At 57.8% G+C, this 14005-nt stretch carries 15 protein-coding genes; 10 read left to right on the forward strand and 5 right to left on the reverse strand.

Going from position 1 to position 14005, the window contains the following annotated elements:
- Positions 1-106: 106 nt before the first annotated feature.
- Both HV832_RS00845 and HV832_RS00850 read right to left on the reverse strand, forming a co-directional pair.
- Positions 107-928 carry a PhaM family polyhydroxyalkanoate granule multifunctional regulatory protein gene (locus tag HV832_RS00845; protein ID WP_176801659.1) on the reverse strand — a complete coding sequence of 274 codons (822 nt, stop codon included), beginning with the start codon at positions 926-928 and terminating at the stop codon, positions 107-109.
- 63 nt (positions 929-991) lie between these two features.
- A complete protein-coding gene (locus HV832_RS00850; RefSeq protein WP_176801660.1) occupies positions 992-2272 on the reverse strand; it encodes a branched-chain amino acid ABC transporter substrate-binding protein in 1281 nt (426 codons plus the stop codon).
- A 36-nt stretch (positions 2273-2308) separates the two neighbouring features.
- Between HV832_RS00850 and HV832_RS00855 the strand changes: the two genes are divergently transcribed.
- Both HV832_RS00855 and HV832_RS00860 read left to right on the forward strand, forming a co-directional pair.
- Positions 2309-3595 (forward strand): DUF3108 domain-containing protein, encoded by a 1287-nt coding sequence (locus tag HV832_RS00855; protein WP_176801661.1) that lies wholly within the window; start codon positions 2309-2311, stop codon positions 3593-3595.
- Positions 3592-4362: a DUF3108 domain-containing protein gene (locus tag HV832_RS00860; protein WP_223827305.1), complete on the forward strand. Its 771-nt coding sequence runs from the start codon at positions 3592-3594 to the stop codon at positions 4360-4362. The genes HV832_RS00855 and HV832_RS00860 overlap by 4 nt, the downstream gene beginning before the upstream one ends.
- Before the next feature lie 71 nt (positions 4363-4433).
- On the opposite strand, the gene HV832_RS00865 is transcribed toward HV832_RS00860, so the two are convergent.
- A complete protein-coding gene (locus HV832_RS00865; RefSeq protein WP_176801662.1) occupies positions 4434-5732 on the reverse strand; it encodes a lipopolysaccharide biosynthesis protein in 1299 nt (432 codons plus the stop codon).
- A 106-nt stretch (positions 5733-5838) separates the two neighbouring features.
- Here HV832_RS00865 and queC point away from each other — a divergent pair, with 106 nt between their 5' ends.
- The 3 genes from queC (at position 5839) to HV832_RS00880 (ending at position 8822) form a co-directional block, all read left to right on the forward strand.
- Positions 5839-6555, forward strand: a complete 717-nt coding sequence (queC, locus tag HV832_RS00870; protein WP_176801663.1) for a 7-cyano-7-deazaguanine synthase QueC — start codon at positions 5839-5841, stop codon at positions 6553-6555.
- 94 nt (positions 6556-6649) lie between these two features.
- A complete protein-coding gene (locus tag HV832_RS00875) occupies positions 6650-7393 on the forward strand; it encodes a metallophosphoesterase family protein (RefSeq protein WP_176801664.1) in 744 nt (247 codons plus the stop codon).
- A 1-nt stretch (position 7394) separates the two neighbouring features.
- On the forward strand, positions 7395-8822 hold the full coding sequence (locus HV832_RS00880; protein WP_176801665.1) for a bifunctional serine/threonine-protein kinase/universal stress protein: 1428 nt from the start codon (positions 7395-7397) through the stop codon (positions 8820-8822).
- 25 nt (positions 8823-8847) lie between these two features.
- On the opposite strand, the gene HV832_RS00885 is transcribed toward HV832_RS00880, so the two are convergent.
- A complete protein-coding gene (locus HV832_RS00885) occupies positions 8848-10068 on the reverse strand; it encodes an ABC transporter substrate-binding protein (protein ID WP_223827304.1) in 1221 nt (406 codons plus the stop codon).
- A gap of 130 nt (positions 10069-10198) precedes the next feature.
- On the opposite strand from HV832_RS00885, the gene HV832_RS00890 reads away from it, so the two are divergent.
- From HV832_RS00890 to HV832_RS17550, 3 genes are all read left to right on the forward strand, one after another.
- Positions 10199-10372, forward strand: a complete 174-nt coding sequence (locus HV832_RS00890; protein WP_176801666.1) for a hypothetical protein — start codon at positions 10199-10201, stop codon at positions 10370-10372.
- Positions 10373-10395: 23 nt separating this feature from the next.
- A complete protein-coding gene (locus HV832_RS17545; protein ID WP_317889331.1) occupies positions 10396-10557 on the forward strand; it encodes a hypothetical protein in 162 nt (53 codons plus the stop codon).
- A 147-nt stretch (positions 10558-10704) separates the two neighbouring features.
- Complete coding sequence (locus HV832_RS17550; protein WP_317889330.1) at positions 10705-10944, forward strand: hypothetical protein; 240 nt, start codon at positions 10705-10707, stop codon at positions 10942-10944.
- Between the two features lie 24 nt (positions 10945-10968).
- Here the strand turns inward: HV832_RS17550 and HV832_RS00900 are convergent, their stop codons facing one another.
- Positions 10969-12132, reverse strand: a complete 1164-nt coding sequence (locus tag HV832_RS00900; protein WP_176801667.1) for an alpha-D-ribose 1-methylphosphonate 5-triphosphate diphosphatase — start codon at positions 12130-12132, stop codon at positions 10969-10971.
- A gap of 241 nt (positions 12133-12373) precedes the next feature.
- Here HV832_RS00900 and HV832_RS00905 point away from each other — a divergent pair, with 241 nt between their 5' ends.
- Entirely contained in the window at positions 12374-13177 is an 804-nt protein-coding gene (locus HV832_RS00905) for a DUF1045 domain-containing protein (RefSeq protein WP_176801668.1), read from the forward strand.
- A gap of 98 nt (positions 13178-13275) precedes the next feature.
- A complete protein-coding gene (locus HV832_RS00910; protein ID WP_176801669.1) occupies positions 13276-14004 on the forward strand; it encodes an alpha/beta fold hydrolase in 729 nt (242 codons plus the stop codon).
- Position 14005 lies beyond the last annotated feature (1 nt).

Genomic DNA, 14005 nt, shown 5'->3' on the forward strand with positions numbered 1-14005 from the left:
AAGACAGCTTGCCGCCCGTGCAGCGCGGGACAGATGCTTGTCTGCCCGGACGTGCAATCCCGACTATACCTGATACAGACAGCCTGCCCGGCTGATGTCACCGATGTTACCGGCTGGTTTTTTTAGGTACTGGTTTGCCGTCTCCGGCGGCTGTCTTTGTGGCGGTCTTTGCGTTTGTCTTTGCAGGCGCTTTTGCTGCGGTCTTGCGGGCGGCGCCGGCAGACGCCGGTTCAGCCGGACGGGCTGCAGTTCTGGCGGCGCCAGCCGGTTTACGGGCGGTTGTTTGGGCTGCCGGCTGATCGGTTCCGGCGGATTCCGGCTTGCTGCCAGCCATAAAGACCGGTTCATTTTCCATCGCCTTGCTGACAGCCTGCTTGAACTGATCCTGCAGCAAATTCCACCATGCAGCCGGATTGGCAAATGCGCCGCCGGTAGCTGCTTCCGGTTTCTCTGCGGAGGCGGTGCTGGCAGCAGAGGCAGACTCAGGCACCGCCTTAATGGCTTCCGGTTCAGCGGGAGAGACTTCTGGTGTTGCGGCATCTCCGGGAGCAGCCGCGCTGGCGGTCTTGCCGGTTGACGGCATCGGCCAGTCTGCGTGCTGGCTCGGTGATGGTTCCGCCGTGCTGTCCGGCGCTTTTCCGGCCTGCTGCACATGCTGGGAAAAACTCTCGCCGATCGACTGCAAAGCGGCAATGGTGGCTCGCTGGACTTCCAGTGCCTGTATCGTACCGCGCAGCATATTCATATTCACACTCAGCCAGGATTCGACTGTTTTCAGATCCTGGATTTTTTTATCCAGTTCATCGACCGTCATCGGTGGCGCCACCATGCCTGGCACATTCATGCTGCCCCAGAGTTTTTTGATGAACGCCAGCGGATCGCCGATGGAATTCATGCCAGGGATTTCCGTTCCGAAGGGATTACTCATCCTTGCAACTCCTCATGAGATCAGTAGTGTGATGACTGATGCGTGCAGTCCGTGCACCAGCGGCTATTTGCGCTCCATCTTGCATGAGCTGGGTAATGCCGTCAATCCGCCCGCAAAAAAGCGCTCGGTACGAAAACCGTATCCGCTGCCTTCATTATCAAACTGCGTTCCAGGCTCTCCTTTTTTCTGCATCACCGAAACATACAGAGGCTGTATCAGCTGGTGATCCTGAGGTCGCATCCATGCCTCGTGAAAGCCGTTTGAAAAGCGGGCATTTTCCAATGCATGCGCCACCCGGACGGCATCCGTGGTACCGGCTTTTTCGATGGCCGTCACGAGCATCTCCAGCATCAGATGCATGCGCAGATGCACATAGTCGTCGCGCACCTGCGGATAACGCTGGCGAAACGCGCGGTAAAAAGCATCACTGGCCTCGCCGCCGACATTCGGATGCCATTCCGCCACAGCCCGGACCCTGCCGACGCCGGCGTCTCCGATTGCTGCGGGCGCGCCCAGCGCGTTGGCATAGAAAGTATAAAATTTGAGCTGCATACCGGCGTCCCGGGCGGCCTTGATCAGCAAAGTCAGGTCATTACCCCAGTTGCCGGTGATGACGGTATCGGCACCGCTGGCCTTGATCTTGGCGAGATACGGGGAAAAATCCTTGACCTTGCCGACCGGATGCAGATCATCGCCGACAATCTGGATATCCGGCCGTTTGGCCGCCAGCATCGTCCGCGCGGAATGCGCAACCTGCCGTCCGAAACTATAGTCCTGTCCGATCAGATACACTTTGCTGGCGCGGGTATCGTCACGGATCACGTCGGTCAGCACCTGCATGCGCATGTCAGCATGGGCATCGAAACGGAAATGCCAGAAACTGCATTTCTCATTGGTCAGCGCCGGGTCAACTGCCGCATAATTCAGAAACAGGACGCGATGTTCAGGAACCCGCTGGTTATGACGGTTGATCGCTTCAGTCAGCGCCAGCGCCACGGCGGAGCTGTTACCTTGCACGACGAAAGGGATATGTTGATCGGTCACCTGTTTCAGCAGCAACAGTGACTCTTCCACACCTTGCTTATTGTCCAGTACGGTCAGACTCAGCAGATGGTTGCCATCTGGCAGATGAACGCCGCCGCGCGCATTGATATGCTCAACGGCGAATTGCAGATTGCGCTGCACCGCTTCTCCGGCATTGGTAAAGGCCGCGCTCATGCCGTCGATCATGGCAATCCTGACCGGCGCTGGCGCCGTATCCTGTGTTGCATGCGCCGCTGTTGCCAGCGTCATGCACATGACGGCAGATGCCGCCGCAAGTAATATCGGGATTCGTTGTTTCATAAAATAAAAAATGATGTGGTCCGGCCGGCGCTACCGATGTCAGCTGTTGCCGGTGTGCGGCATTGTACGCCGGTTGCCGGTAACAGATTTTTTCTGCCTGTCAGCGCAGCCAGCCATGACTGCGTTTACACTGATGCCATGACCACACCTGCTCTCCAGATTGCGCACAGACACACCATACGGCCAGCCTCAGCCCGGATACCGGCTTACCGCTATCTGCTGTTTGCCGGTCTGGCGCTGCTGTTACACGCCGGTGTCTGGAAATGGGCCGAAGTACCGCTACTCAAAACGGTACCGGCACCGCTGACGCCGCGTGAAATGCAAGTCCGCCTGAAAACTGCGCCGCCAGCCACCTCCCCCGCAGCAGTCCGGCCAGCGCCGGCAGCTGTTTCCAAAACCACGACAAAAACCGTTGCCAGCGTAGTCCGGCGGCCATCGCGTCCCTCGCTGGAAACCTCGGCGCTGCAAAACGGGGAGCCAGCCGCTGCTCCGGTCGCCACGCTGTTACAAGAATTACCTGCCGCAGCGATTGCTATGCCAGATGTGACTGATAATCCCGCTGACACCAGCTCTGCCAAAGCAGCCCCTGATAGCGCCAGCACCGCGCCGGCGGCAAACGTCCCGACCCCGCTCACTGAACTCAGCACCCTGCCACCACCTTCGGGGACAATGCAGATGAAAGTGATCCGCACCACACCTGACCGCAACCCGGTGTACGGTATCGGTGAAATCAAATGGACAGTGCAGGATCAGCAATATCAGATGCAAGTCAGCGCTTCACTCGATTTATTGCTGACCAGCCTGAATCTGTACACCCTGCGCAGTGAGGGCAGCATCGGTGAACACGGCATACAGCCGCGCATCATGAGCGAAACACGGCGCGGTCGCAGTGAGACCGCGACCCATTTTGACTACAACAGCCTGACCGTAATTTTTTCAGCCACCACCAAGACAGCGACGCTGGAAAATGGTGCGCAGGACAGAGCGAGTATATTCATGCAGCTGGCAGGGCTGGGACTGGCCGCAGAAAACCAGTTTCAGACGGGAAAACAACTGACCGTGCAGGTCGCCGAAGACCGGGAAGCAAATCAGTTCACCTTTGTTATTACCGGTCAGGAAGAAGTCACGACACCGCTCGGCAAGCTCATGACCTGGCATGTGATCCGTCCGCCACGACCCGGCTTTTATAATTCGATACTGGAACTCTGGTTTGCACCAGCCATGCACTGGTATCCGGTTCAGATACGCAATACAGAAACCAACGGTGCGGTCACCACCCAGACCGCGACCCGGATTCACTTCACCACCACGGAATCAAAATGACATTCTCTCCTCGCATGCATTCCCTTCTGCCCGCCATCTTGGTGTCGCTGCTATCGCTGCTTTCTCAGAGCGCATTCTGTGCCGACCATGCGGCCAGCGTCACCGCCAAATCGGCCTTCAGTCTGCCGCCTCCGGTTGAACTGCAATACAGCATCCGCGCCCGGCAAAGCGGAATTCCACTCAGCGGTTCTGCCACCGTGAAATGGCAATGGCAGGACAAAAGCTACCTGATCCAGACCGAGACACGCGCCATGTTGCTGGGAAAAATCCTGGATGCCAGCAGCCAGGGCACCATCGACGAATACGGGCTGGCGCCTGAAAAATTTATCGAAAAACGGCTAGGAAAACCACCCACCACCACCAGCTTTGGACGGGACAGCAAAACCCTGCGTTTCTCGGCTTCGGAAGCCAGCTATGTGTTAAAGGGCGGAGAGCAGGACCGCACCAGCGCCACCTGGCAACTGGTCGCTCAGGCACGCGCAGCAGGCGACAAATTCCGTCCCGGTAGCGAATGGAAAATGTTTGTCGCCGGACGACGTGATGCCGAGCCGTGGAGCTTCAAAGTGATCGCCACCGAAAATCTGACTACGGCGCTCGGCGACTTCAGCACGGTGCATATCACCAAAGCGCCGCCGCCGGATTCCAAAGACCAGCAGCTCGATATCTGGCTGGCGCCGTCGCTGGACTGGTATCCGGTCAGACTGAAATTCAGCGATGCCAACGGTGAATTTGTGGATCAGCTCATTGAGAGCCTCAAAAGATCCTGACCATCGGTTCTGGCAAAACCGACGAAATCGACTCGTCAGAACGCACAGTATGATGTGACACAACGTATACGTCACATCATCTGTCGAGCGTGTTGGCGCTGGCGCTGCAGGCGCGGCAGAATAAAACGCCAAACCACGACCATTTCGAATAACTCGACCGCAATCAGTGCCATGATGGCACCCGCCGCTGCCCAGTACGGAATCGCTGCGTAAGTAATCGCTATCACCAATACCAGCGTCACGCTGCCCAGGAAAAACATGGCGCGGAAAGCGCCGCCGCTCATCAGCCACGAGGTGCCGATAATCCGCACCGCATTGGTGGCGAAGTAAATACCCCACAGCAGGATCAGCGGATCCAGGCCGCTGTATTTGCTGCCGATGACCTGCGCTTCCAGCCACGGCAGGGTCAGCAGCAACAGCACCACGTACGCCAGCACCACCAATTCAATTCCGGCAATCGACGCCAGCGTCAGCTTGCGCAGGCCGCTCCAGTTGTGTTCTGCCATCAGGCGGCTGGCTTCGGGTCGTGCCACCCGCGACCAGGCCGACACCGCCAGCGGAATCGGCATCAGCAGCAGGCGCGAGGCATTCAGATCGGCAATTGCCGCCAAACCCAGCCAGGCTCCGGACAGATACACATAGCTGTAATTGGACAGCCAGCCCACCACCACGCCCAGCACCGCCCACTGACCATGTCCGCGGATGGTTTCCTGATGCGCCTGCAGCACTTCGGCATCGCCTGCCTCCATCCGGGTGTCGGCGACTGTTCTTGCCAGCAGGCGCGGGCGCCCCGCCAGCGTACACAGGACGGAAGCCGCAGACAGCAGCAGAAACAGATATTCAAGCGCAATCTGCTGCCGCGAGTAAAGAGCGATCAGCCCTGCCAGCACGGTCGCCACGTAAATGGCATCCTGGCGTAACACACTGACGAGATCAGACTGGATGAAACCGACGGTACGGCCATATTCGCGCAGGCCATTACCGATCACATACGCGCCGAATGCGCCGGCTAGCAGCCAGCTGCGTTCCTGCAGATGGGTGGCTGCCGGCACCCATTTGACAACAAAGAATGCCAGTGCGCCGGACATCAGCGTCCAGAATATCTGCCGCTGCCAATAACGGCGCAGCAGGATTTTCCGCGTGTTGTCATGCACCGCGCTGGCCACCGTGGTCAGCGGCCCGGAAATCCATGAATCCACCACCAGTCCCGCCAACAGGCCGCCCGCGTACAATTGGCCATACAGGCCATAGACATCTTTGTCCACCATGCGAATCAGCAAAGCGCCGATTGCAAAATTGAGGGCGCTTAACATCGCCTGGTCAATCACCGACAGCAGGGATGAGGACAGAAATTTTTTAGAAAAACTCATGGGCTTGCGTTAACATTCATCTCAACCGAACATTACCATCCTGACCGCAGAATGCACAAAGACTTTCATCGCCTGCATTCCTGATCTTTTGATGACATTTTCAACTATGACCCTTTCAAATCAGCAAGACCGCGCCCTGGTACTTTTCAGCGGCGGACAAGATTCCACTACCTGCCTGGCCTGGGCGCTATCGCGCTATGCGCGGGTCGAGACCATAGGTTTTGATTATGGGCAGCGCCATGCCATCGAGCTGACGGTGCGGCCTGCGCTACTGGAAAAAATGCGCAGTTTTTTTCCTGAATGGCAGGCGCGGCTGGGCGAAGACCACATGATCGACCTGTCCCTGATTTCGCAGCTGTCCCATACCGCCATGACGGAAAACATCGCGATTGAAATGCAGGAAAACGGCTTGCCAAATACATTTGTACCGGGCCGCAACCTGATGTTCATGATGGTGGCGGCGACGCTGGCTTACCGGCGCGGCCTGAATGTACTGGTCGGCGGCATGTGCGAAACCGATTTTTCAGGCTATCCGGATTGCCGCGACGACACCATGAAAGCATTGCAGGTGGCGCTGAATCTGGGCATGGCAACCCGGCTAAAGCTGGAAACACCACTGATGTGGATAGACAAAACCCAGACCTGGGAGCTGGCAGCGCAACTCGGCGGCAACGTCCTGATCGACCTGATCCGTGCCGGCACGCATACCTGTTATCTGGGCGAACGCGGCCAGCTGCATGACTGGGGCTATGGCTGTGGCAGTTGCCCGGCCTGTGAATTGCGGGCGCGCGGCTATCTGCAATACCGGCAGCAGCACGGATGATTTTTCCGGATTTTTTAATCTGTTGCGCCCTGTAAGCCCTGTGTTAGGCTGATGGCTTAGGATTCATGTAAACGATTTTGTTCACGGATTAACCATGTTGCTTGCCCTGATGACCGATCTGCACGCCAACCGGGAGGCTGTTTCAGCCTGCCTGGCACATGCGCAGCAGCAAAATGTGTCCCGCTATGTGTTTTTGGGAGACCTGATCGGTTATGGCGCCGATCCAGGCTGGGTGCTGCAGACCGTGATGGACCATGTTACCCAGGGCAGCTGGGCGATCATGGGCAACCACGACATCGCCGTCTTGCAGGAAGACCGGCAAAACATGAATCCGGTCGCCCGCCAGGTGGTCGAATGGACGCGCGACCAGCTCAATACCGATCAGCTCGATTTCATCCGCAAGCTGCCTTACCGCATCGAATGGCAGGACCTGCTGTTTGTTCATGCCAATGCCTGGGCGCCGGACAAATGGGAATACATCGATGGCGTGATGGAAGCCATGCGCAGTATGCACGCCACCAGGGCAGCCATCACTTTTTGCGGCCATGTGCATCTGCCGACGCTGTACCACATGACGCTGACCGGCAAAACCGGCGAATTCCTGCCGACCCCGGAAAACAGCATTCCGCTCAGTAAGCAACGACGCTGGCTGGTCATCCCCGGCTCTGCCGGTCAGCCGCGCGACGGTAATCCGGCAGCCTGCTATGCCACGTTCGACACCGAGACACAAGACCTGACCTACTTCCGTGTACCTTACGACCATGAAGCTGCTGCAAAAAAAATTCTGGATGCCGGTCTGCCGGCAGCACTGGCATCGCGCTTACTGACAGGGAATTAGCATGAGTCCGCACAGCCTGCAAACCGGGATGGAATTCGACGGCTACCGGCTGGAAGAAAAACTGCATACCGGCGGCATGGCTGCTCTATGGCTGGTCACCGATCTGCGCCAGCGGCATATCGGCAAGCCGGGTCTGGAAAACGGCGTCCCGCCGCTGATCATGAAAGTGCCGTTGCTGTACTCAACGGACGATCCGACCGCGATCGTGGCATTTGAAGTCGAACAGATGATCATGCCCAAGCTCAAAGGACCGCATGTGCCGCGCTACTTCGGCTCCGGCGATTTCGATGCGCAACCGTATATCGTGATGGAGCAGATTGCCGGAGAATCGCTGCGCAGCCGTTTTGAGCATGCGCCGCTGCCGGTCAGCGAAGTCGTCAGTATCGGTATCAAGGTTGCCAATGCGCTGCAGGATCTGCACCGCCAGCATGTGATTCATCTCGATATCAAACCCAGCAATATCATGTTCCGCGACGGACTGGCCGTGTTGATTGATTTCGGTCTGTCGCGCCACGACCGCCTGCCGGATTTACTGGATGAGGAATTCCGCCTGCCGATGGGCACTGGCCCGTATATTTCGCCGGAACAAGTGCTCGGAGTGCGCAATGAGCCGCGCAGCGATCTGTTTTCGCTCGGCGTATTGCTGTACCACCTCGCCACCGGCGAACGGCCTTTCGGTCATCCGACGTCGGTCTCCGGTCTGAAAAAACGTCTGTACCGCGACCCGGTGCCGCCACGCAGTCATCGCCCCGATCTGCCGGGCTGGCTGCAGGAAATTATCCTGCGTTGTCTGGAAGTGGAACCCGCAGCACGCTTCGATACGGCGGCTCAGCTGGCGTTTTTGTTGCAGCATCCTGATCAGCTGACATTGACCGCACGGGCTGAAAAAAGCCAGCAGGACGGCTATCTGTCCGTCATCAAAAGAAGGCTGAAGGCTTCCGGAATTGAACCTGTCGCGCAGCACAGTGTGTCAGAGCAGCTGGCGAAAGCACCGATCATCGTGGCAGCGCTGGATCTGACGCGCGGCTCAGAATCGCTGGCGGAAAATCTGCGCAACATTACCCGCCGCATGTTGCAGACCGAGCCAGGTGCACGTCTGGCATGTCTGACCATCCGCAAGGTCAGCCGCATCGGCATGGATGAAAGTCTGATCCAGCAGGGCGAAAATATTCATGTGAAACAGCTGGTGGATCTGAAACACTGGGCACGGCCATTGAACATGAGTTCCGACAAAATCACCTTCCATGTGCTGGAGGCGTCTGATCCGGCAACGGCCATCATCGAATACGCGCATAACAACGACGTCGATCACATCATCATCGGTTCACGCGGCACCTCGGCGCTGCGTCGCTATCTCGGGAGTGTATCGGCGCAGGTGGTGGCAGAAGCCAGCTGCACGGTCACGGTGGTCAAGAGCAGCGATAAATAAATAACTGCTCCTGCACCGGAAACGCTTACTTAGTTCTGACCATCAGGCTGCTGTTGGCATCTTCGCGGTAAGCGAAAGAGACCCGGCCTTTACGGATTTCTCCGGTAAACACCATATTCTGCGCAATCGCTTCATGGTCATTTTTGGAAAATGGCTTTTTGTAGCGGGAAATCACGGTGGAAGTGGCTTCGTATTTCATATCCTCCAGCGCATCCCGGATCTTGTCCGGCTCGGTGGAGTTCGCCTGCATGATGGCGAGACTTAAGATACGCAGCGCATCGTAAGTCTGCGCCGCCGATACGGCAGACGGAATATGTTTGACATTATTGAGCCGCAGATAAGACAACGAAAAACTGCTGCTGCGGCTGGAATCATTTTCAATGAATGTCACCGGCATGCGTGCGCCATCGACGTTAGTGCTGGCCATTTCGGCAAAGCTGCGCTGCGACAGCGTCCATGATCCCGCCAGTGGCAGGCTGACTTTGGCCTTGCTCATGCTGTTGGCCACCATTGCTGCTTCCGTGGACAGGCAATACAGCATGATGATCTGCGCACCGGACTGTTTGGCATGCATGACCTGCGTCGTCATATCCTGATCACCGACCTTGAAACTGCCGATGCTGACCGGCGTCATTTTACGTTTCTGCATTTCCGCCACCAGGCTGTCTTTGCCGAACTGACCGTAAGGGCTGTCATCATGCAGGATAGCGATCTGGGTCAGCTTACGCTTGTCAATCGCATCATTCAGCATCGCTACCGGTTGCAGGTTATCGCTGGCCGCGAGCCGGAAAATATAGCTGTCCGGCACGGCAGGCGGCATGAATTGTCTGGTAATTGCAGCGCCGGTCGCCACGCTGATAATCAACGGGATATGCGCCTCCTGAAAAACTTTGGCGGCAGGCAGCGCCACGCCGGTGTTGGCAAAGCCGACAACCGCCACAACTTTTTCTTTTTCGATCAACTCCTTCGCCATCGCCACGCCGACTTCCGGCTTGGCCTGATCATCACGCTCGATCAATTCAATTTTCCGGCCCAGTACGCCGCCGATCTGGTTCAGATCGCTCTGGAATACCCGCGCACCGCCGCGCAGACTCTCACCCATGTCAGTGGACGACTTCCCGGTGAAAGGGCCGATCACACCGATACGGATCGTCGCCTCTTCCGCCCGCGCCGCATTCAGCGGGCTCCACAGCATAGCGGACAAGGTTGCCGCTCCCGCCACCGACATCAAAACTCGCTTGCGCATGGGTATCTCCCTCTCAATTTGAATGAATCCTGTTTTCTGTCCGGTCAGTGGCGATATGTTTTTTTTCGATGCCATACCAGCTCAAATGCCAGAGTAAGCTAACCGCGCCCCATAGTGTTGTCAATTGGAAATGATCATTAAAAAATATTTCACCCTTTTGATTTCAGGCAAAAAATATCCTGACTGGCAAGAAAATCGTGCAATGCACCACGCGCGGGCATCATCAGGCACAAAAAACGGGCATTCCATGCAGCGCCCTGTCATCCGATTGCCAGTGGCAGGAAAGGGTAGCAAAGTGTTGTAATCACACACTACTACGAGTAAGCCGTGTCCATGATTCCGGAAATACAGCTGCAACGGGCAGTCCGGCTGCTGCAAGCAGATACGCTGGTGATTGCTGCCGGGGCCGATATGGGCGTTGATTCAGGCTTGCCGGATTTCCGTGGCGACCCGGGTTTCTGGACCCATTATCCGGCACTCGGACGATAACAGATACCGTTTTATGCGATTGCCTCGCCACAAGCGTTACGGCAAGTGCCGGAGCTGGCCTGAGGATTTTACGGCCATCGTCGGCAACTGTACCGTAACACCAGGCCGCATGCGGGCTTCGGGATACTCAGGGAATGGGCGGCTCAGATGCCCGGTGCATGTTCGGTGTTCACCAGCAATGTCGATGGTCAGTTTCAGAAAGCAGGCTTTGAGGAACAGCAGATGCACGAACATTTCAGCCTGCAGACCATGCAGCGGCACCATGGGCATCTGTTGCGTATTAATCTGCGCGAAGCATCCGTAGAACGGGAGTCCGATACCAGCATTGCGGCCCCGGCAGCGGCCGCATTACAGGCGATTCACGAGGTATGGCAAGCCAGCCGGTAGCTGTCTGCCACACTGAAAACCTCATCAGGCGATCTGACGTCCCTGTTTCCAGACACCGAGCACTACCGGAACCTCGTCGATACAACGAACCCGCAGAAAATCTGCCCGCAGGCCAGTGGCGATTTCACCGCGATCATGCAGACCGATCTGGCGCGCCGGAGTGCGGCTGACGGCAGCTATCGCCTGTGGCAGCGTGTAGCCGTCCTGTTGCAACAGAAATGCGCCGTGCAGCAGACTCGAAGGCACATAATCGGACGACAGCATGTCCAGCAGCCCATGTCTGGCAAGTTCGCTGGCCGAAACATTACCGGAATGCGAACCGCCGCGCACCCGGTTCGGCGCCCCCATCACGATCGCCAGTCCGTGTTCACGCGCAGAACGAGCCGCCTGCAGAGTGGTCGGAAATTCGGACATGCAGACGCCGTCCCGTACCCCTTCGAGCACATGGTCAGACGTCGTGTCGTCATGCGCGGCCAGCGGCACCGGATATGGCTGCTGGCGACACAGGCGCACCACGGCGCGGCGGTTGTGCGAAGCATGTTGCTGTTGCCGCTCATACAGCACACCGAGCATCTGTTCGACCTTCTGCTCGCTCCAGCCACGCTTGCCGGTTACATAGGTGCGGTAATGTTCCAGGTCGGCCCATTGCCGCTGCCCCGGCGTATGATCCATCAGCGATACCAGCCGCAGCCGGTCGTCCTGTAAAAACGGGGTAAACAGGCTGAGCAGGTCGGCCTCAGCCAGCTCCAGCCGCAGATGCAGATAATGATCGGCGCGTAGCAATCCTGCCTGTTGTGCTGAGCGCAGTCCCTGCACGCAGGCATGCAGCGTCTGGGTGCGCACGCTTTCCGGATCGATATCACCGACCCCGATCGCATCGAGCACCGTGGTAATGCCTGCCGCCACAATCTGCGCATCATGCGCCAGAATCGCCGGCAGTACCGGCCATTGCACTTTCGGGCGCGGCATCAGATGTTTTTCCAGATTATCGGTATGCAACTCCACCATGCCCGGCAACAGATAATCACCCTGCCAGTCATCGGCGCTGCTGCCATTTGCCGCGGACGAAAGCTCCGCAAACAGGCCGTCACGCACGCTGAGTGTGCCATGCAACACCTGATCTGCAGTGACGATACGGGCATTGCCGATGGAAAATCCGGTGGAAGCAGGTGAATGAATAGATAACATCGTGGTCGCAATACGGGAAAAAAACAATCGGTTTGCAGCATCTGCACCGACACAGGCAACAGCTTACCATCAGATAGCGGGCAGACCGCTTATTTGTAAAATAAACAATCCTGAATCTGCCACCGGTTTGTACTGCATCAATCTTCTGAGACGCACTGTGAAGCAAATCAAACGGAATATTCTTCCGAAATATGCAGATACTCCGTCTTTTGTATTGAGTACAGACTGTTAAAGTCTTTGAATGCTGCATAATCCGTCCAATACTATTCCCGGCATCCTGCCGCCCGCTGCCAGTCCGGTGCGGCTGCGGACGCCCCGTGTGACCGTTCCAGTCTCCAGTCCACCGACGCAGTCCATGACACGTTACGCCCTGTATTTTGCGCCTGCTGCAGACAGCCTCTGGTGGCAAGCCGGCTGCCGCTGGCTGGGACGCGATCCATCGTCCGGACAGGAACTAGAGCAGGTGCAGATCGCGGATATCGCACCGCGCGTCCTGCATACACTGACGGCAGATGCACGCCGTTACGGTTTTCATGCCACGTTGAAAGCGCCGTTCCGGTTGGCAGATGGCTGCGATGCCGATCAGCTGGATACGGCGCTCAAAGACTTCTGCCGCCGGCAACAGGTGATTACGATTCCTGTGCCGCGCGTGGAATGGCTGGGTTCCTTTCTGGCATTGCGCCCGGGCGGCGACAGCAGCGAGATTGACCGGCTGGCAATGCAGTGCGTGAGCGAATTTGATCATCTGCGGGCACCGCTGCGTCCCGAAGAACTGGCACGCCGCCAGCAACAGCAACTCAGTGCGCGTCAGTTGCGCCTGTTGCAGCACTGGGGCTATCCCTACACGGCGGAGGAATTCCGTTTTCACATGACGCTGACCGATGGTCTGCACAACTCCGATTCCGCGGCCGCCATTGCCGCAGCCGCACAGGCTTATTTTGCAATTGACGCGCCCTTGCTGATACAGGATCTGGCGCTGTTTGTGGAAACAACGCCCGGTGCGCCCTTTGAGCTGATCCGGCGCTACCCGTTCCTGCCGGACTGAACGCAGCTGGCGGTTCACTGCTTGTCGTGGCAGTCAGCGGCGCCTACAATCGGCGCTCCTGCTGCGGGAGAACCCGCGCCACCTGTGAACGCTGAACCATGATTCCTGAACACCCTCCCACTGTCGCACCGGCGCCAACACATATCGTCCTGATCCCCGGGTTCATGTGCGACCACACGCTGTGGCAAGCCATACAGCCGGAACTGCAGCAATGGGGGGCGCTGCAGCTCGCCGGCATCACGCAAGACAGCGATATCAACGCCATGGCGGAACGCATCCTGCCGCAATTGCCGGCCCGTTGCGACCTGATCGGATTTTCACTGGGCGGCTATGTGGCGCGCCGCATCGCGGTGCTGGCGCCGGAACGGGTGCGGCGGCTGGTGCTGCTGAACACGTCGGCACGCGCCAGCACGGTCGCTGAACTGGCTGCCAACCAGCAGCAAATCCGGATGCTGCAAACGTTTCCCTTCCGCGGCCAGACCCGCAGCGCGCTGATGCGGGCGATGCATCCGCAACGACCAGATGCCGCCCTGCTGCAACATTTGCAGCAAATGTCGCGGTCACTGGGAGCGGAGGTATTCATGCGCCAGCTCAGCATCGTGCGCGCCGACGGACACGACGAGCTGCGTCGCATTACCTGCCCGGTGCTGGTGATTGCCAGCCGCGACGATCAGATGCGCAGTCTGCAGGAAGCAGACAACATACTCGCAGCCTTACCCAACGGCAGGCTGCACATCATCGACGATTGCGGCCACATGTCGCCGCTGGAGCAGCCCGTACAGCTGTTGCAACTGCTGCAGGCTTTTTTACGGCCTGAATTCATCTAAA

Origin of the sequence: Cognatundibacterium oligocarboniphilum, from assembly GCF_013377855.1 — a bacterium.
GTDB classification, from domain to species: Bacteria; Pseudomonadota; Gammaproteobacteria; order Burkholderiales; family Burkholderiaceae_D; genus Undibacterium; species Undibacterium oligocarboniphilum.

Coding starts and splice junctions, on each gene's coding strand:
- HV832_RS00900 (WP_176801667.1), bottom strand. CDS start 12,132: ATGTTATCTATTCATTCACCTGCTTCCACCGGATTTTCCATCGGCAAT.
- HV832_RS17550 (WP_317889330.1), top strand. CDS start 10,705: ATGCCCGGTGCATGTTCGGTGTTCACCAGCAATGTCGATGGTCAGTTT.
- HV832_RS00875 (WP_176801664.1), top strand. CDS start 6,650: ATGTTGCTTGCCCTGATGACCGATCTGCACGCCAACCGGGAGGCTGTT.
- HV832_RS00845 (WP_176801659.1), bottom strand. CDS start 928: ATGAGTAATCCCTTCGGAACGGAAATCCCTGGCATGAATTCCATCGGC.
- queC (WP_176801663.1), top strand. CDS start 5,839: ATGACCCTTTCAAATCAGCAAGACCGCGCCCTGGTACTTTTCAGCGGC.
- HV832_RS00885 (WP_223827304.1), bottom strand. CDS start 10,068: ATGCGCAAGCGAGTTTTGATGTCGGTGGCGGGAGCGGCAACCTTGTCC.
- HV832_RS00865 (WP_176801662.1), bottom strand. CDS start 5,732: ATGAGTTTTTCTAAAAAATTTCTGTCCTCATCCCTGCTGTCGGTGATT.
- HV832_RS00905 (WP_176801668.1), top strand. CDS start 12,374: ATGCTGCATAATCCGTCCAATACTATTCCCGGCATCCTGCCGCCCGCT.
- HV832_RS00850 (WP_176801660.1), bottom strand. CDS start 2,272: ATGAAACAACGAATCCCGATATTACTTGCGGCGGCATCTGCCGTCATG.
- HV832_RS00880 (WP_176801665.1), top strand. CDS start 7,395: ATGAGTCCGCACAGCCTGCAAACCGGGATGGAATTCGACGGCTACCGG.
- HV832_RS00890 (WP_176801666.1), top strand. CDS start 10,199: ATGATCATTAAAAAATATTTCACCCTTTTGATTTCAGGCAAAAAATAT.
- HV832_RS00855 (WP_176801661.1), top strand. CDS start 2,309: ATGTCAGCTGTTGCCGGTGTGCGGCATTGTACGCCGGTTGCCGGTAAC.
- HV832_RS00860 (WP_223827305.1), top strand. CDS start 3,592: ATGACATTCTCTCCTCGCATGCATTCCCTTCTGCCCGCCATCTTGGTG.
- HV832_RS00910 (WP_176801669.1), top strand. CDS start 13,276: ATGATTCCTGAACACCCTCCCACTGTCGCACCGGCGCCAACACATATC.